We start from the raw sequence: 17,575 nt of genomic DNA on the forward strand, positions 1-17,575 counted from the left end.
CATCAGTCTACGCGTCCAACCTAGCAATTGCGAATGCGTTCGGTCAGTCCCCTGGCGCCCGGAGGCATCTGGAGGGCGCCCCTGCAACGGTGCCCGACCGCTCGTCACGAGATCGCCATGGCCGCTTCACGGGGCTGTCATCCCGGCTACCTAGGGTTTGCTGCATCCCCACTGCCGGAGCCCTGCCATGCCGATTCCAGTGTCCGCACCGCCCGCGCTGCGCGCCGAACGCCTGTCGACCGCCGCGGATATCCGCGCCGCCCAGCGCCTGCGCGCCGCGGTCTTCGGCAGCACCTACGGCGTGCATTTCGCCGACAACCTCGACCAGGACGCCTACGACGCCCACTGCCTGCACCTGGGGGTGCGCGACCTGCGCAGCGGCGAGCTGATCGCCACCACGCGACTGCTCGACGGCCGCCGCCGCGAGCGCCTGGGCAGTCTCTACAGCGAAAGCGAATTCCAGCTGGAAGGCCTGGACGGCCTGCAGGGTCCGCTGCTGGAAATCGGCCGCACCTGCGTGGCACCCGGGCATCGCACCGGTGCCGCCATCGCCCTGCTGTGGGCGGAACTGGCGGAGATCATGGCCTGTGGCGACTATCGCTACCTCATGGGCTGCGCCAGCGTGCCCATGGCCGATGGCGGTCTGCAGGCCGCCGCCCTGCTGCGCCAGGCCGCGCGGGACGAGCGCATTCCGGCGATCCGCGCCACGCCGCGGCGCCCGCTGCCCTTCGTCGCCGTGCCCGACAACCTGGTGGTGCAGCTGCCGCCCCTGCTCAAGGCCTATCTGCGGCTGGGCGCCCAGGTCTGCGGCGCGCCCTGCTGGGATCCGGAATTCGGCGTGGCCGACGTCTTCATCCTGCTCAGGCGCGAAGACCTCTGCCCGCGCTATGCCCGCCACTTCAAGGCCGCGGTATGAGGCGACTGCGCCTCGCCGTGCGGCTGCTGCCGGTACTGGCCGCGCTACTGCTCGGGGCGCTGTTCGCCCTAACGGTGGCACTCGCGATAGCGCTTAGTCGCCGGCCCTGCCTGGGGCTGCGGCAACGGCTGACGCGACGCTTCTTCCAGCGGCTGGCCCGGGCCCTGCGGCTGCGCCTGGAGGTCCGGGGCGAGGTGCCACGCGGCACCCACCTCTGGCTGGCCAATCACGTGTCCTGGCTGGATATCGTCGCCCTCGGCAGCCTGCGACCGCTGGGCTTCCTGTCCAAGGCGGAGGTGGCGGACTGGCCGTTCGCCGGCTGGCTCACGCGCCAGGCCGGCACCCTGTTCATCCGCCGTGGCGCCGAACGCGGCGATGCCCTGGGCGAGGCCCTGACCGCGCGCCTGACCCAGGGCCTGTCGCTGGCGCTCTTTCCCGAGGGCACCACCACCGACGGCAGCGTGCTGCGCACCTTTCATGGCCGGCTGCTGAGTCCGGCCATCGCCACCGGCACCCCGCTGCAACCCGTGGCGCTCAGCTACTGGCGCCACGGCGAGCCTGACCGGGCCGCGGCCTTCATCGGCGACGACGACCTGGTGAGTCATCTGCTGCGACTGCTGGACAACGGCGGGACCACCCTGAGGATCGAGTTACTGCCAGCCATCCTGTCCCAGGGCCAGGCGCGCCAGGTGCTGGCGGGTCAGTGCCAGGCGGCCATCGCCGACTGCCTCGGGATTCAGCGGGAAACGCGCGCCGCGCGCTCGGCGGCGGCGAAGGCCTGCAGCTGCGGATAGAAGTCGCGAAAATCTGCCAGCAGGCCATCGTAGACGGCCTCCAGCTCGGCGAAGGCGCCGGCCAGCAGTTCCGGGCGCGACAGCCGTCGCGCCATGCCTTCCACCACCCGCTCCAGCACGGCGAAGTCCGTGTAGCTGCCCAGCCAGTCCTGACGCGCCATCAGGGGCGCGATGCGGGCCAGCCGGGGCGGCAGCTCCGGCTCCTCCAGCAGGGTCTGGTAGCAGTCCGCGACGAAATTCGGCAGCGGCTGCTCGGCATAGTCGTGCCAGAGGCGCGCCAGGCAGTGATCGAAGAAGACATCCACCAGCAGTCCGGCCACCCGCCGCCGCGCCGCGGGCAACCGGGTCTTGGCCCGGATCACCAGGGGATGGTCGTCGGTATAGACGTCGATGCGCCGGTGCAGCCGGATACCGGCGGCGATTCCGGCGGGCCAGGCGTCCGCCGAGCCCTTGACGAAATCGCCATAGAGACTGCCGAGGCGATCTTCGCGGCTGGGGCCGCCCAGGTGCAGGTGCGCGAGATAATTCATCCCTTCAGCATACTCCAGCCGCGCCCGGGCGGTTTTCCTGGACGACCCGCGGCTGCTAGGCTCGGACCTCCCTTCCCTTTCCGCTGGAGTCGTCATGCCCGTTCGCGCCGTGTTCCTCGACTATGCCTCTCTCGACCTCGGCGATCTGGACCCGGCGCCCTTGCGCGCGGTGTTCGACGAGCTGAAACTGCATCCGGCGAGCGCCCCGGACGAGGTCGCGGCGCGGCTGGCCGGCGCCCAGGTCGCCCTCGTCAACAAGGTGGTGCTGGACGCCGCCATCCTGGCCGCCTGCCCCGAGTTGAAGCTGGTACTGGTCAGCGCCACCGGCACCAACAACATCGACCTGGAAGCCGCGCGCGCCCAGGGCGTGCGCGTCTGCAACTGCCAGGGCTACGGCACCGCCTCGGTCGCCCAGCACACCCTGGCGCTGCTGCTGGCCCTGGCCACCCGGCTGCCGGACTACCAGACCGACGTGCGTGCCGGTCACTGGCAGACCGCCAGCCAGTTCTGCCTGCTCGATCACCCCATCGTCGAGCTGGAAGGCAAGACCCTCGGCCTGCTCGGCCTCGGCGAACTGGGCAGCGCGGTCAAGCGGCTGGCCGAAGCCTTCGGCATGCAGACCCTGGTGGGCCAGTTGCCCGGTCGTCCCGCCCGCCCGGGCAGCCTGCCGCTGGCCGAGCTGCTGCCCCAGGTGGATGCCCTGACGATGCACTGCCCGCTGACCGAGCAGACCCGTGGCCTGATCGGGGCGGCGGAACTGGCGGCGATGAAGCCCACGGCCTTCCTGGTCAACACCGCCCGCGGCGGCATCGTCGACGAACAGGCCCTGGCCGACTGCCTGAGACGCGGCCACCTGGCCGGCGCCGCCACCGACGTGCTCAGCGTCGAGCCCCCGCGCGACGGCAATCCGTTGCTGGCCGGCGACATTCCGCGACTGATCGTCACCCCGCACAACGCCTGGGGCAGTCGCGAGGCGCGCCAGCGGATCATCGGCCAGCTCGCCGCCAATGCCGAAGGCCATTTCGCCGGCACGCCGCAACGAGTGGTCTGCTAAAGTTCGCGCTTTTTTCGCCAGGTAGCCCCATGGATCCGCGCAGCGAAGTCCTCCTCCGTCACCCCGAGCGCTTTGGCGGCGCCTTGCTGCTCGCCGGCCTGCCGGCCGATGACCTGCTCGGCACCCTGCCCGCGGCCAGCGGCTGGAGCTGGCATGCGGGCGAGGCCGAACACCTGACGCGGCGCTATCCGGGGCGCGTCAGCCTGGGGATCGAACCCCCGGCGGGCGACTTCGCCAATGCCGTGCTGTTCCTGCCCAAGTCCCGCGAGGCCACCGACTTCCTGCTCACCGCCCTGAGCCAGCGCCTGCCGGCCGATGGCAGTCTCTTCCTGGTCGGGGAAAAGAAGGCCGGCATCGAACGCGCGGCGCGCCAGCTGGGCGCCCTGGGCCAGGCCAGCAAGCTCGACAGCGCCCGCCATTGCCAACTGTGGGTGGTGCACGGCCCGCGTACCTCGGCCGATCCGCAGCCGGACGCCTGGCTGCAACGTCACCTGTTGGAGCGGGCGGGGGTGAAGCTGGAGATTCTCAGCCTGCCGGGCGTGTTCAGCCATGGCCGGCTGGACGTGGGCACGGCGCTGCTGCTGGAGCAGCTCGACGATCTGCCCGAAGGCGCGATGCTGGACTTTGGTTGTGGCGCCGGCGTGGTCGGCGCCGCCCTGGCGCGCCGCTATCCCGCCAGCAGCCTGCACCTGCTCGACGTGGATGCCTTCGCCGTGGCCAGCAGTCGCCGGACCCTGGCGGCCAATCGCCTGGCCGGAACGGTGATCGCCGGCGACGGCATCGCCGCGGCGCCCACCGGCCTCGCCGCCATCGTCAGCAATCCGCCCTTCCACAGTGGCGTGAAGACCGACTATCGCACCACCGAGACCCTGCTGGCCGAGGCGGTGCGTCATCTGCGTCCCGGCGGCGAATTGCGCCTGGTGGCCAACAGCTTCCTGCGTTATCCACCCTTGATCGAGGCGGCCTTCGGCAACTGCCGCACCCTGGCCGAACGCGACGGCTTCAAGGTCTACAGCGCCCGGCGGCGGTAGCGACAAGTTTGGGCGTTGGGCTTCGCTGCGCTCAGCACCAACCTACGCGGCAGCCGTAGGTTGGGTTGAAACGGCTCCATCGTCGAAGCCCAACAGGTCGTAGTGAACCGGGGCAACGGTGGAGCCCCCTCTCCCTCTGTGAGGGGGCTGGGGTGAGGGAAACCCCCTCCCCAAGCCCTCAACCCTTCTTCGCTGCCTCGTACAGCGGCATCACCTTGGGGATCGCCGCCTGCAGGGCCTTGGTGCGGTTGGCGTCGGAGGGGTGGGTGCTGAGGAATTCCGCCGGCTGCTTGCCCTGGCTGGCCTGGGCCATCTTCTGCCAGAGGGTGATGGCGGCATTGGGGTTGTAGCCGGCGCGCGCCGAGAGCTCCAGGCCGATGAGATCCGCCTCGTTCTCGTTGCCGCGGCTGAACGGCAGGGTCAGGGCCACCTGGGACACCTGGTCGGCCAGCTGCATGCCGCCCTGGCCCACGCCCAGCAGGGCGCCACCGAGGTTCTCGCCCATCTGGATGGCATAGGCCCGCGACATCTGCTCGCGGCTGTGCTCGCGCAGGGCGTGGGCGATCTCGTGGCCCATCACCGCGGCCAGTTCGTCATCGGTCAGTTTGAGCTGATCGATCAGCCCGCTGTAGACGAAGATCTTGCCGCCCGGGCCGCAGTTGGCGTTGAGTTCGTCGCTCTGCACCAGGTTGACCTGCCAGTCCCAGTTCACCGCATCCGGGCGGAAGGCCGCGGTCTGCGGGATCAGCCGCTTGGCGATGGCGGCGACACGCTTGCCGTCGGCCGTGTCGTTGGCCAGCTTGCCGGCGGACTGGGCCTCGCTGACCGTCTTGGCATAGGACTGGGCGTACATCTGGTTGACCTGCTGCTCGGACAGCATGCTGAACATGTACTGCTTGCGCTGCACCCCGACCGCACCACCCGAGGTGGTGTTGACGGTCTGGCAGGCGACCAGCAGCAGGCTCAGGGACAGGCCTGCGAGGGGAAGGATACGGCGCATGTGAATCTCCAGGTATCGAGGCGGATACAGTCTAGAGAGGGGCGTCAGACCCGGCAACGTCCGGTAACGCCCGGCAACGCTCTCCTGCCAGGCGACCGGAGGCCTCAATGGATAGGCGTCACCGCCGATAGCCCCGGCATCGAACGTTCCCGGAGTCCCCCATGAAGTCCCGCTCCATCCGCACCTCCATCACCCTGCTGGCCGGTGCCTGCATCCTGGCGGTGGTCGCTGCCCTGATCGCCTACACCCTGTTCGCCGGTCAGCGCACCCGCGCCCTGGTCGACAGCCACACCGAGGCCCTGGCCGCCACGGCTGCCGAAGCCCGGCTGACGGCCGAGGCCGAGGCCGTGGGCAATCAGCTGCAGCGGCAGCTGGACATCCCCCTGCAACTGGCCAGTCAGCTGGCGCAACTCAACGTAGCCATGGGCAGCCCGGGCGAGCAGCAGGTCGGCCTGGATCGCCAGGGCCTGATGCGCCTGCTGGGCCAGACCCTCAAGCGCCAGCCCGGTCTGCTCAGCCTCTATACCGTCTGGGAGCCCAATGCCATCGACGGCCAGGACGACCGCCATCGAGGCGACGCCGCGGCCGGCTACGACGAGCAGGGGCGCTTCACCCCCTGGTGGCACAAGACCCTCGACGGCGACGTGACGGTGGAGCCGATCGGGCCAACCGTGGAAAGCCAGACCCGCCTGCCCTCGGGCGTGCGCGAAGGCGAGTACTACCTCTGTCCGCGGGAAAATCGGACGACCTGCGTGCTCGATCCCATGCCCGACACGGTCAACGAACAGCAGGTGCTGATCGCCTCCTTCAACGTGCCGATCCTGGTCGGCGGCGCCTTCAAGGGCGTGGTCGGTGCCGACGTGCCGCTGGACTTCATCCAGCGCCAGCTGGTCAAGGCCAACGGCCGCCTCTATGGCGGCGTGGGCCGCATGGCCCTGGTGGCCGGCCGTGGCACCCTGGTCGCCTACACCGCCGATGCCAGCCAGCTGGGCAAGCCGGCCGAACCGGCGCTGGGCGCGGCCCTGGCCGGCCTCAAGGACCTGGGCGACGGCGTCACCCGCCGCTTCGACGCCCGGAGCGAGCGCTACCAGGTCTATCTGCCGCTGCGCTTCGCCGGCGACAACCGCCAGGTCTGGACGCTGATCATCGAATTGCCCCGCGAAGCCGTGCTGGCCGACCTCTACAGCCTCAAGGACACCCTCGGCAGCCAACGCCACCAGGACGTGGTCGGCATGCTGCTGGTGGGCCTGGCGGTCGCCGGTGCCGGTCTGCTGGTGCTCTGGCTGATCAGCCTGCGCATCGCCCGGCCGCTGCGGCAGATGGTGACCATGCTCGACGCCATCGGCCAGGGCGACGGTGACCTCACCCAGCGCCTGGCCACCGAGCGCCGCGACGAGGTCGGCGCCATGGCCGGCGGCTTCAACCGTTTCCTGGCCTCGTTGCAGGGCCTGATCGGCCAACTGATCCATTCGGTGGGCGAGGTGGCCTCGGCCGCCGAGCACACCTCCCATATCGCCCAGCGCACCCGCGACGGCGTGGAGCGCCAGCTGCAGGAGATCGAGCAGCTGGCCACCGCCATGCAGGAGATGACCGCCACCGCCCAGGACGTGGCCGGCAACGCCGGGCGCGCGGCGCGGGCCGCCACCGAGGCGGACGGCGCGGTCAACCAGGGCCAGCGCCTGGTGCAGCAGAACGTCGCCAGCAGCGCCGCCCTCGCCCAGGAGATCGAGCGTGCGGTGGAACAGGTCCGCCGGGTCGCCGAGGACAGCGAGAACATCGGTTCCATCCTGACCACCATCAACGGCATCGCCGAGCAGACCAACCTGCTGGCGCTCAACGCCGCCATCGAGGCGGCGCGCGCCGGCGAGCAGGGCCGCGGCTTCGCCGTGGTGGCCGACGAGGTGCGCAACCTGGCGCAAAAGACCCAGGTGGCCACCGGCGAGATCCAGAGCATGATCCAGCGCCTGCAGCAGGGCACCCGCGAGGCGGTGACGGTGATGCAGGCCAGTGGCGCCCAGACCAGCACCCAGGTCGCCCAGACCGAAGCCACCCGGCATGCCCTGGACACCATCCTGGCGGCGGTAGGCGAGATCACCAGCATGAATCTGCAGATCGCCAGCGCGGCGGAAGAACAGAGCGCGGTGGCCGAGGACATCAAACGCAACGTGGTCAACATCGGCCAGAGCGCCCAGGCGGTCCACGGCGAAGCCGACAGCGCCTCCCGCGCCGGCCAGCAGCTGCGCGAACTGGCCGAACAGCAACGCCAGCTGGCGGGACGATTCCGGGTCTAGCCCCCTCCCCTCAGGTGCCGAGCCACCCCCTCTCCCCCTGGGAGAGGGCCGGGGTGAGGGTCCCGTCTACAGCGGTGTCAGACACTCCGGTCCGTCCACCTCGGGCCGGTTGACGATATCGGCCAACACCCGCTCGCGCAGCGGCATGCCGCCCGCGGCCAACAGCTGCTGCAGGGCTTCGGGCGTGCTGTCCGGATCCTGCCAGAGGGCGCGCCCCGCTTCATCGAGCAGGATCGGCCGCCGCAACGGACCGGCGGCCTGGGTGACCATGGCCACCGACAGCCAGAGCTGATCCCCGGCCGGATAGGCCTCCCAGAGCGCGGCGAACCAGGCCAGGGGTTCGCCATTGAGCATCCAGTAGGGCCGCTTGCGGTGATTGCCGCGCCATTCGTAGAAGCCGTTGGCCGGCAGCAGGCAACGCCGCAGGCGAAAGGGCTCGCGAAACATCGGCTGGGTGGCCAGGCTTTCGGCGCGGGCATGGGTGGGGGTGCGGGAGAGATCGGTGAGCCAGGGCGGGGTCAGCCCCCAGCGGCCGCTGTCGACCCGCTCGCCCTCGGCGGTTCGCCGCTGCAGCAGCACCTGCTGATGGGGGGAGATGTTCCAGCGCGGCGGATGCTTTTCGGGGAATCCCGGCAGGGCGGCGAATTCGGCGGGCCAGCGGAACAGGGCGTAGCGTCCGGACATGAAAACCTTGCTAGCAGACGAGAATGCCCTGCTCGGGGGAAGGATCCTCTCCCGGCAGGGGCGTGGCGGCATTGTACGCGGCGATCAGCGCCTGCGCGCGCAGGGCCTCCTCATCCTCGACCAGCAGGCCGAGCAGCCCGGCCGCCGGCAGGTCGCCGATACCGCCGAGCAGATGGCGCCCGGCGAGAAAGCCGCTGATGCCCTCGCTGGCCAGCACCGCGAGGAGCAACTCGCCCTCGTGCAGCGAACCCGGCTCGTAGATGCGGCGCATCAGTCGTCCTCCCGCCGAACCTCGAGATGCCAGGCTTCGCCATCGGTATGCAGGCCGAAGCGGATCGGCCGGCAGCAGACGGCGCAGTCTTCGTAGTAGTCCTGATCACCGCCGCTGAGGTCGAGCACCACTTCGCCCGGTTCGCCGCAATAAGGGCAATCGTATTCCTGGCTTTCCAGCATCTGCCTGCACTCCTTGACCGCCAACCTGCCGCCCATCCGGCCCCTGGCGCTTGCATCTGGCGCCACGCCCACTACTATGGCCGCCGGAATTTCTACAAGAGAACACCATGGGCGAGTTCGAAGCCATTCGACCCTATAACGACGCGGAAGTCCCCGGGGTCCTGGCCCGCCTGATCGACGACGACCACTTCATCGCCATCCTCGCCGGCTACCGTTTCCCGCGCCTGTCCAAGGGACTCGGCTGGATCGTGCGGCCCCTGCTGCGCACCCGCCTGCGCCAGGAACTGGGCGACATCCAGAGCGTCGCGGCACTGCAGGACAAGCTCGAACCCTATGTGGATCGCGCCATCGAAAAGGCCTCGGACGGCGTCACCTACTCCGGTATCGACCAGCTGCGCAGCGGTCGCGCCTATCTGTTCCTGGCCAACCACCGCGACATCGTGATGGACCCGGCCTTCGTCAACTATGCCGTCTACCACGCCGGTCTGCCAACGCCGCGCATCGCCATCGGCGACAACCTCCTGCAGAAGCCCTTCGTCAGCGACCTGATGCGGCTGAACAAGAGTTTCATCGTGCACCGCTCCATCAGCGGCCGGCGCGAAAAGCTGGCGGCTTACCAGAATCTGTCCGCCTACATCAATCACTCGATCCGCCAGGACGGCCAGTCCATCTGGATCGCCCAGGCCGAGGGCCGGGCCAAGGACGGCGACGACCGCACCGATTCGGCCATCCTCAAGATGTTCCACATGAGCTGCAAGGACGAGCCCTTCGCCGAGCTGGTCAAGGCGCTGAACATCGTACCGGTGTCGATCAGCTACGAATTCGATCCCTGCGACCAGGCCAAGGCCCGCGAACTGCACATCCGCGCCACTACCGGCAGCTACGCCAAGGCGCCGGGCGAGGACGACGTCAGCATCGCGCGGGGCATCACCGGCTACAAGGGCCGGGTGCACGTGGCCTTTGGCGAGCCGGTCACGGGTGAGTTCGAGGATGCCAAGGCGCTGGCCCAGGAAATGGACCGGCAGATCCTCGGCAACTATCGGCTGTTCCCGGCCAGCTACCTGGCCTATGCCGCCTGGGAGGGCCGCGATCCGGACCTGACCGTGCCCGCGGTGGACACCCTGTTTCCCAGCGAGGAAGTCGAGGTCGCCCGCGGCGAATGGGCAAAGCGCCTGGCCGAGTGCCCGGCGGAATACCAGGCGCAACTGGTGCGCCAGTACGCCCAGCCGGTGCTGAACAAGTACCGCGTGCTGGCCGGCCTGGAATAGCGGTCAGCCATCCACGAAAAAGCCCGGCAGTGCCGGGCTTTTTCGTGGGTCATGGGTTTTCAGCGACCGCTGAGCACCTGGACCACGGTCGGATCCTTGAACACCCGGGTCAGGGCGTCGCTCAGCACATCGCTGACCAGCTTGGTGTTGGCCTCGGCGTTGGGCGCCATGCCGAAGCGCTGGTTGAGGCTGGCGCCATAGCGACCGCGGTAGCCGCGCTGGCTGTTGCGCACGTCGACCTGGAAGGCCGCGGCGACGTCGGAGGCGGTGACGTACAGCTCCTTGGGCGACTGGTAGTTCAGTTCGGCCAGGGTCAGGGTCAGCTGGGGCGCACCGGGACCGGCATTGGGCGACGGGGTGAAGCCCATCTGGCGGACCGCCTTCTCGGCTTCGGCCTGCAGCTTGGGAATCACGTCCTGGGTCTGCACCACCACCACGCTGGTGTCGGGATAGAGACCGCCACGGGTGCCGAGGGTGAAGGAGGAACGGCCGTCGACCACCCGGACCGAGACCGGCTGGCCCTGGCCGACCGGCGCGATCGGCGCGGTGATCTGGGGTTGCGGACTCAATTGCTGAGGGCTGCTGGCGCAGCCGGCCAGGGTCAGACCAGTGGCGGCGAGCAGGCCGAGCAACAGGCGATAGCGCATGCAGAGACTCCGAAGAAAGGGACAGGGGGCAGTATACCCAGCCCCCCAGCGGCGTCGATAGACCGGTATCCCGGACCAGCAGACGCCGGCACGGGGCCGGCGTCTGCTGGAGCAGGGTCAGGGCTTGGCGGCCAGTGGCGGTCGCGTCTGGCTGCGTTCCAGCCAGCCACCGCCGAGGGCCTTGTACAGGGTGACCTCGCTGTTGAGCTGGTTGAGCCGATCGGTGATCAGCTGCTGCTGGGCGCTGTACAGCGAGCGCTGGGCGTCGAGCACCGTGAGGTAGTTGTCGATGCCCTGGCGATAGCGCAGGTTGGCCAGGTCGTAGTATTCCTGGCTGGCCTGCACCAGGTCCTGCTGGGCCTGCAACTGGTCGTCGTAGGTGCCCTTCGCCGCCAGGGCATCGGCCACCTCGCGGAAGGCGGTCTGGATCGACTTCTCGTAGGTGGCGACGTTGATGTCCTTCTGGATCCTGGCCGCATCCAGGCTGGCCTTGAGGCTGCCGGCCGTGAAGATCGGGATGTTGATGCTCGGCGAGAAGGTCCAGTAGCCGGAGCCGGCGTCGAACAGGCCGTTCAGATCGCGGCTGGCCGTACCGCCCTGGGCGGTCAGGCTGATGCGCGGGAAGAAGGCTGCCCGGGCCGCGCCGATATTGGCGTTGGCGGCGCGCAGCTGCAACTCGGACTGAAGGATGTCCGGACGCTTCTGCAGGAGATCCGACGGCAGGTTGGCGGGCAGGTCGGCGAGCAGATCGGTGCCATCCAGGCCCTTGCCCTGCGGCAGCTCCGCCGGGATCGAGGTGCCCAGCAGCAGGGTCAGGGCATTGCGATCCTGGGCCACCTGGCGGGTGTATTGCGCCAGATTCGCCCGCGCCCCTTCCAGGGCGGTGCGCGACTGGCGCAGGTCCAGGCCGCTGGCCACGCCGTTCTCCACGGTCTGGCGGGTCAGGTCGTAGGAGCGCTGATAGGCCGCCAGGGTCTCGCGGGTCAGTTGCAGCATGCGCTGGTCGGTGAGCCAGGCGTAGTAGGCGTTGGCCACTTCCGAGACCAGCGAGATCTGGGTGCTGCGGCGTCCTTCGCTGGTGGCGAAGTAGTTGAGCAGCGCCTGCTCGCTGAGGCTGCGCAGGCGACCGAAGAGATCCAGCTCATAGGAGGTGAAACCCAGGGTCACGCTGTACTGGCTGCTGATGCTGCCGCCACCGCCGCCACCCGCGCCATTGGCGCTGTTGCCGGCGAGCAGTTCGCGGATGGCGGAGACCTGGCTCAGGTCCTCCGGCTGGCGGGTACGGGTCCCGGTGCCGCTGACCGCGATGTCGGGAAACAGCTCGGCGCGCTGCACGCGGTACTGCGCCTGGTAGAGGCGCACGTTCAGCGCGGCCTGGCGCAGGTCGCGGTTGTTGTCCAGCGACAGCTGGATCAGCTGCTGCAGGGCCGGGTCGCGATAGAAATCGCGCCAGCCGATGTCGGCCGCCTGCTGGTCGCGATTGACCGTCAGGGCATCGTAGGCCTGGCCATGGGGCCAGGCATTCTCCACCGGCGCATTGGGCCGCTGGTAATCGGGGATCAGGCTGCAGCCGGACACGGCCAGCAGGCCCACGACCACCGCCAAGAGAGACTTCTTCATATCAGTGTCCTTCCTTGCCATGGGCTTCCTGGTCCTTGGTGGCCTTGTCCTTGAACAGGCTGCTGACCACCACGTAGAACATGGGAATCCAGAAGATCGCCAGTACCGTGGCGGTGAGCATGCCGCCGATCACGCCGGTACCCACGGCGTGCTGACTGCCGGAGCTCGCGCCCGAGGAGATCGCCAGGGGCACCACGCCCAGGATGAAGGCCATGGAGGTCATGATGATGGGCCGCAGGCGCATGCGCGAGGCTTCCACCGCCGCATCGACGATGTTCTTGCCGCCCTCGTGCAGCTCCTTGGCGAATTCCACGATCAGGATGGCGTTCTTCGCCGCCAGGCCGATGGTCGTCAACAGACCGACCTGGAAGAAGACGTCGTTGGCCAGGCCACGGAAGTAGGTGGCCAGCAAGGCCCCCACCACCCCCAGCGGCACCACCAGGATGACCGCGATCGGGATCGACCAGCTCTCGTACAACGCCGCGAGGCAAAGGAACACCACCAGCAGCGACAGCGCATAGAGCGCCGGCGCCTGGGAGCCCGACAACCGCTCCTCGTAGGACAGACCGGTCCAGGCGATACCCACGCCCTGCGGCAGGTCCTTGGCCATGCGCTCGATCTCGGCCATGGCGTCACCGGTACTGTAGCCGGGGGCCGCGGAACCGAGGATCTCCAGCGAGGAGATGCCGTTGTAGCGCTCCAGCTTGGGCGAGCCGTAGATCCACTCGCCACGGGCGAAGGCCGACACCGGCACCATCTCGCCGGCGCTGTTGCGCACGTACCACTTGTTGAAGTCCTCGGGATTCATCCGCGCGCTGGCTTCGCCCTGCAGGTACACCTTCTTCACGCGACCGCGGTCGATGAAGTCGTTGACGTAGCTGGAGGCCCAGCCGATGGACAGCGTCTGGTTCACGTCGCTCTGCGACAGGCCCAGGGCGCGCACCTTCTCGTCGTCGACGATGAGCTTGAATTGCGGCTCGTCGTTGAGGCCGTTGGGGCGGGTCTGCATCAGCTTGGAATTCTGCGCGGCCATGCCGAGCAGCTGGTTGCGCGCGGCCATGAGCGCCTCGTGGCCGATGCCGCCCTGGTCCTGCAGATAGAAGTCGAAGCCGGTGGCGTTACCCAGCTCCAGCACCGCTGGCGGGACGATGGCGTAGACGATGGCGTCCTTGATGCCCGACAGGTAGCCCATGGCCCGACCGGCCACGGCGCTGGCGCCGTCCCTGGCGTCCGGGCGCTGTTCCCAGGGCTTGAGCTGGATGAAGGCCAGGCCCGAACTCTGGCCGCGACCGGCGAAGTTGAAGCCGTTGACGGTGAACATCGAGCTGACCGCGCTCGCGTCGTTCTTCATCATCATCTCGCGCATGGTGTCGAGCACCTTCTGCGTCCGCTCGGCACTGGAGCCCGGCGGCGTAGTGACCTGGGCGAAGATCACGCCCTGGTCCTCTTCCGGCAGGAAGGACGACTGGATGCGGGTGAACAGGAACACCATGACGCCGACGATCAGCACGTACAGCAGCAGGAAGGGCACCTTGTGGCGGATCACCGCGGCCACGCTGCGCTCGTAGCGGTGCTGACCGCTCTCGAACTTGCGGTTGAACCAGCCGAAGAAACCGCGCTTCTCGTGGTGCCCCTGCTTGACCGGCTTGAGCAGGGTGGCGCACAGCGCCGGGGTCAGGATCAGCGCCACCAGCACCGAGAGCACCATCGAGGAGACGATGGTGATGGAGAACTGGCGATAGATCACCCCGGTGGAGCCACCGAAGAAGGCCATGGGCACGAACACCGCCGACAGCACCAGGGCGATGCCGACCAGGGCGCCCTGGATCTGGCCCATGGACTTGCGTGTCGCCTCCTTGGGCGAGAGCCCCTCCTCGGCCATCACCCGCTCGACGTTTTCCACCACCACGATGGCATCGTCCACCAGCAGGCCGATGGCGAGCACCATGCCGAACATGGTCAGGATGTTGATGGTGAAACCGGCGGCCAGCAGCACCGCGAAGGTGCCCAGGAGCACCACGGGCACGGCGATGGTGGGGATCAGGGTGGCCCGGAAGTTCTGCAGGAACAGGAACATCACCAGGAACACCAGCAGGATCGCCTCGCCCAGGGTCTTGACCACCTCATGGATGGAGGCGGTCACCACCGGGGTGGTGTCATAGGGATAGACCACTTCCATGCCCGGGGGCATGAACGGCTTGAGGCGTTCGATGGTGGCGCGGACCGCCTTGGCGGTGTCCAGGGCATTGGCCCCGGTGGCCAGACGCAGGGCCATGCCGGAGGCCGGCTTGCCGTCGAACTGGGCATCGATGGAGTAGTTCTCGCCACCCAGCTCGACCCGCGCCACGTCACGCAGGCGCACCTGGGCACCGCTCTGATCGACCTTGAGGAAGATCTTGCCGAACTCCTCGACGCTGGTCAGCCGGGTCTTGCCGATGATGGTGGCGTTGAGCTGCTGCCCCGGCACCGCCGGCAGGCCACCGAGCTGACCCGAGGCGATCTGCACGTTCTGGCTCTGGATGGCGCTGCTGACGTCGACCGGCGTCAGCTGGTACTTCACCAGCTTCTGCGGATCCAGCCAGATGCGCATGGCGTACTGGGCACCGAACACCTGGAAGTCGCCCACACCGCTGGTCCGCGCGATGGGATCGCGCATGTTGGAGACGATGTAGTTGGACAGGTCTTCCTTGGTCAGGGAGCCGTCCATGGAGACCAGGCCCACCACCATCATGAAGTTGCGCTGGTACTTGGCGACGCGCATGCCCTGCTGCTGGACTTCCTGCGGCAGGAGCGGCGTCGCCAGCTGCAGCTTGTTCTGCACCTGGACCTGGGCGATGTCGGAGTTGGTGCCCTGGTTGAAGGTCACGATGATGGTCATGCTGCCGTCGGAGTTGGACTCCGAGGAGATGTACCTGAGGTTGTCGATCCCGTTCATCTGCTGCTCGATGACCTGGACCACGGTGTCCTGCACGGTCTGCGCCGAGGCGCCTGGGTAGCTCACCTGGATCGAGACCGCCGGAGCGGCGATGTTCGGGTACTGGTTGATCGGCAGCGTGAGGATCGACAGGATGCCGGCGAGCATGATCACCAGGGCGATTACCCAGGCGAAGATGGGCCGGTCGATGAAGAACTTGGACATCGGGCGCTCCCCTTACTGACCCTGACCCGCCGGCTTCTGCTCGGCGGAGGCGATGTTGCTCGCCGGCTTGGTGGTGACGGTGGCACCCGGCTTGATCTTCTGCAGACCCTCGGTGATGACCTTGTCACCCGCCTTGAGGCCATCGGTGACCAGCCATTCGGAGCCGACGGTGCGCTCGGTCTTGAGGATCCGCTGCTCGACCTTGCCTTCGCCGTTGACCACCATGGCGGTGGGCTGGCCCTTGAGATCGCGGGTCACACCCTGTTGCGGCACCAGCAGGGCGTTCTGGCGCACGCCGGACTGCAGCTGGGCGCGGACGAACATGCCGGGCAGCAGCAGCTTGTCGGGGTTGGGGAATTCGGCACGGATGGTCACCGAACCGGTGCCCTGATCCACCGAGACCTCGGCGAACTTGAGCTTGCCGGAACGGCTGTAGGCGCTGCCGTCTTCCAGCATCAGCTTGACCTCGGCGGCGTTCTCGCCCTGTACCCGCTGCAGCTGACCACTGTCCAGCTCGCGGCGCAGGCGCAGCAGATCGGTGGCGGACTGGGTCACGTCGACATAGATGGGATCGAGCTGGGTGATGCTGGTCAGGGCGCTGGTCTGGTCGGCGGTGACCAGGGCGCCTTCGGTCATCATCGAGCGACCGATGCGCCCGGAGATGGGCGCGGCAACCTTGGTGTAGGCCAGGTTGATCTCGGCGTTGCGCAAGGCGGCCCTGGCCGATTCCACCTGGGCTTCGTTCTGCCGCTGCATGGACAGCGCATCGTCTGCTTCCTGCTTGCTGATCGCCTGCTCCTTGACCAGGGCGCCATAGCGCTGGGCTTTGAGCCGGTTGGAGGCCAGGGTCGCCTGGGCCTGCGCCAGCGAGGCCTTGGCCGAGTTGACGTTGGCTTCGTAGGTGCGCGGATCGATCTGATAGAGCTGGGTGCCGGCCTTCACGTCGGCGCCCTCGGTGAAGTAGCGCTTGAGCAGGATGCCGCTCACCTGGGGACGGACCTCGGCGATGCGGAAGGCGGCGGTGCGCCCGGGCAATTCGTCGGTGAGGGTCACGGTGCGCGGCTGCATCGTCACCACCCCGACCTCCGCGGGCTTCTGCTGCTGTTGCTGCTGCTGGTCCTTGTTGTCCTGCTTGCCGCAGGCGCCCAGGGCCAGGGCCACGGCCAGCAGGGCGGGAGCGAAAAAGGCATGCGCCGGCTTGATCTGCATATCAAAAGTCCTTGAAAGCGGGGAAATGAGCATGCGCAGCGCGCCTTGTGGATCCGCACCGGCTCGAGCATAGGAATTATTATCAGACAAATATACTTACGTTCACGACTGTTTGTAAATAACCCAAGGGCCACACTCGGGTATCTCGCCGGCGGTGCCGACGCCTCGTGAAAACGGCTATTCCGACAAAAGTCAGGCCAGTGCGACCGACCTCGGTAGCAGACCATGAGGCGGGAGCCGAGTTCTGCCGGGCAATCCCGGTGGCGCCCGCCTCGTCGGCAAAAACGACCAGGCATAAAAATGCCGGACGAATCCGGCATCTTTGGTTACAACCTGCAGGCGTCCCGTTACTGGCGCACGCCTTCGAAGGACAGCATGAATTCCACTTCCTGGGATTTCGGGCCGAGGTCCTTCTGGATGTTGAAGTCCTTGAGCTTGAGGGTGGTGGTGCCCTCGAAGCCGGCGCGGTAGCCGCCCCACGGATCCTTGCCCTCGCCCATGAAGTGGGCCTTGATGGTGACCGGCTTGGTCACGCCGTTCAGGGTCAGGTTGCCGGTGACATCGGCAGTGCCGTCGCCGGTGGGGGTGACCTTGGTCGATTCGAAGCTGGCCTGGGGATGGGCGGCGACGTTGAGGAAGTCGGCGCTGCGCAGGTGCTTGTCACGCTCGGCGTGGTTGGTGTCGACGCTGTCGGTGTTGATGGTCACCTTGACCTTGTCGGCGGACGGATCCTTGGCATCGAAGCTGAAGTTGCCGTCGAAGTCCTTGAAGGTGCCGTACAGCCAGCTGTAGCCCAGGTGCTGGATACGGAACTGGATGAAGGCGTGCTGGCCCTGCTTGTCGATCTTGTAATCGGCGGCCATGGCCTGGCCAGCGCCCAGCAGAGCGGTACCCAGGGCCAGGGCGGCAACGGTTTTCTTCAGCATTGGATGGAGCTCC

The 17,575-nt window shown here is 67.9% G+C and carries 16 protein-coding genes and 1 pseudogene; 7 read left to right on the top strand and 10 right to left on the bottom strand.

The window, feature by feature from the left end; translation table 11 throughout:
• Nucleotides 1–187: 187 nt before the first annotated feature.
• Complete coding sequence (locus tag FHR73_RS19995; RefSeq protein WP_183633609.1) at nt 188–916, top strand: GNAT family N-acetyltransferase; 729 nt, start codon at nt 188–190, stop codon at nt 914–916.
• The gene (locus FHR73_RS20000) at nt 913–1,710 is read left to right on the top strand and encodes a 1-acyl-sn-glycerol-3-phosphate acyltransferase (protein WP_183633610.1); all 798 of its coding nucleotides are present in this window, start codon (nt 913–915) and stop codon (nt 1,708–1,710) included. The genes FHR73_RS19995 and FHR73_RS20000 overlap by 4 nt, the downstream gene beginning before the upstream one ends.
• On the opposite strand, the gene FHR73_RS20005 is transcribed toward FHR73_RS20000, so the two are convergent.
• Nucleotides 1,653–2,240 (bottom strand): ACP phosphodiesterase, encoded by a 588-nt coding sequence (locus tag FHR73_RS20005; RefSeq protein WP_183633611.1) that lies wholly within the window; start codon nt 2,238–2,240, stop codon nt 1,653–1,655. The genes FHR73_RS20000 and FHR73_RS20005 overlap by 58 nt on opposite strands.
• A gap of 94 nt (nt 2,241–2,334) precedes the next feature.
• On the opposite strand from FHR73_RS20005, the gene FHR73_RS20010 reads away from it, so the two are divergent.
• Both FHR73_RS20010 and FHR73_RS20015 read left to right on the top strand, forming a co-directional pair.
• Nucleotides 2,335–3,294, top strand: a complete 960-nt coding sequence (locus FHR73_RS20010; RefSeq protein ID WP_183633612.1) for a 2-hydroxyacid dehydrogenase — start codon at nt 2,335–2,337, stop codon at nt 3,292–3,294.
• 29 nt (nt 3,295–3,323) lie between these two features.
• The gene (locus FHR73_RS20015) at nt 3,324–4,325 is read left to right on the top strand and encodes a methyltransferase (RefSeq protein ID WP_183633613.1); all 1,002 of its coding nucleotides are present in this window, start codon (nt 3,324–3,326) and stop codon (nt 4,323–4,325) included.
• A gap of 178 nt (nt 4,326–4,503) precedes the next feature.
• Here FHR73_RS20015 and FHR73_RS20020 read toward each other — a convergent pair whose 3' ends face one another.
• Nucleotides 4,504–5,325 carry a M48 family metallopeptidase gene (locus FHR73_RS20020; protein WP_183633614.1) on the bottom strand — a complete coding sequence of 274 codons (822 nt, stop codon included), beginning with the start codon at nt 5,323–5,325 and terminating at the stop codon, nt 4,504–4,506.
• Between the two features lie 1,232 nt (nt 5,326–6,557).
• Here FHR73_RS20020 and FHR73_RS22940 point away from each other — a divergent pair.
• Together FHR73_RS22940 and FHR73_RS22945 are read left to right on the top strand one after the other, a co-directional pair.
• Nucleotides 6,558–6,758, top strand: a pseudogene (locus FHR73_RS22940) (HAMP domain-containing protein); the annotation flags it as partial.
• Nucleotides 6,732–7,616, top strand: a complete 885-nt coding sequence (locus tag FHR73_RS22945) for a methyl-accepting chemotaxis protein (RefSeq protein WP_409258703.1) — start codon at nt 6,732–6,734, stop codon at nt 7,614–7,616. The pseudogene FHR73_RS22940 and the gene FHR73_RS22945, both read left to right, overlap by 27 nt.
• Before the next feature lie 66 nt (nt 7,617–7,682).
• Here the strand turns inward: FHR73_RS22945 and FHR73_RS20030 are convergent, their stop codons facing one another.
• Genes FHR73_RS20030 through FHR73_RS20040 form a run of 3 tightly spaced genes read right to left on the bottom strand, consistent with a single transcriptional unit; the run spans nt 7,683 to nt 8,753 of the window.
• On the bottom strand, nt 7,683–8,300 hold the full coding sequence (locus tag FHR73_RS20030; RefSeq protein ID WP_183633616.1) for an SOS response-associated peptidase: 618 nt from the start codon (nt 8,298–8,300) through the stop codon (nt 7,683–7,685).
• Nucleotides 8,301–8,310: 10 nt separating this feature from the next.
• Nucleotides 8,311–8,571, bottom strand: a complete 261-nt coding sequence (locus tag FHR73_RS20035; RefSeq protein WP_007162730.1) for a putative signal transducing protein — start codon at nt 8,569–8,571, stop codon at nt 8,311–8,313.
• Complete coding sequence (locus FHR73_RS20040; protein WP_183633617.1) at nt 8,571–8,753, bottom strand: CPXCG motif-containing cysteine-rich protein; 183 nt, start codon at nt 8,751–8,753, stop codon at nt 8,571–8,573. Before FHR73_RS20040 ends, FHR73_RS20035 begins: the two co-directional genes overlap by 1 nt.
• Before the next feature lie 107 nt (nt 8,754–8,860).
• On the opposite strand from FHR73_RS20040, the gene FHR73_RS20045 reads away from it, so the two are divergent.
• Nucleotides 8,861–10,021 (top strand): 1-acyl-sn-glycerol-3-phosphate acyltransferase, encoded by a 1,161-nt coding sequence (locus FHR73_RS20045; protein WP_183633618.1) that lies wholly within the window; start codon nt 8,861–8,863, stop codon nt 10,019–10,021.
• A gap of 59 nt (nt 10,022–10,080) precedes the next feature.
• On the opposite strand, the gene FHR73_RS20050 is transcribed toward FHR73_RS20045, so the two are convergent.
• From FHR73_RS20050 to FHR73_RS20070, 5 genes are all read right to left on the bottom strand, one after another.
• Nucleotides 10,081–10,668 carry a YajG family lipoprotein gene (locus FHR73_RS20050; RefSeq protein WP_007161696.1) on the bottom strand — a complete coding sequence of 196 codons (588 nt, stop codon included), beginning with the start codon at nt 10,666–10,668 and terminating at the stop codon, nt 10,081–10,083.
• Between the two features lie 117 nt (nt 10,669–10,785).
• A complete protein-coding gene (locus FHR73_RS20055; RefSeq protein ID WP_183633619.1) occupies nt 10,786–12,288 on the bottom strand; it encodes an efflux transporter outer membrane subunit in 1,503 nt (500 codons plus the stop codon).
• 1 nt (nt 12,289) lies between these two features.
• Nucleotides 12,290–15,427 (bottom strand): efflux RND transporter permease subunit, encoded by a 3,138-nt coding sequence (locus tag FHR73_RS20060; RefSeq protein WP_183633620.1) that lies wholly within the window; start codon nt 15,425–15,427, stop codon nt 12,290–12,292.
• 12 nt (nt 15,428–15,439) lie between these two features.
• Nucleotides 15,440–16,636 carry an efflux RND transporter periplasmic adaptor subunit gene (locus tag FHR73_RS20065; RefSeq protein WP_183633621.1) on the bottom strand — a complete coding sequence of 399 codons (1,197 nt, stop codon included), beginning with the start codon at nt 16,634–16,636 and terminating at the stop codon, nt 15,440–15,442.
• 347 nt (nt 16,637–16,983) lie between these two features.
• Nucleotides 16,984–17,562, bottom strand: a complete 579-nt coding sequence (locus FHR73_RS20070; RefSeq protein ID WP_059313566.1) for a YceI family protein — start codon at nt 17,560–17,562, stop codon at nt 16,984–16,986.
• Between the last annotated feature and the right edge of the window lie 13 nt (nt 17,563–17,575).

It is taken from the genome of Pseudomonas sp. AS2.8 (assembly GCF_014190935.1).
In the GTDB taxonomy this organism is placed as follows: domain Bacteria; phylum Pseudomonadota; class Gammaproteobacteria; order Pseudomonadales; family Pseudomonadaceae; genus Chryseomonas.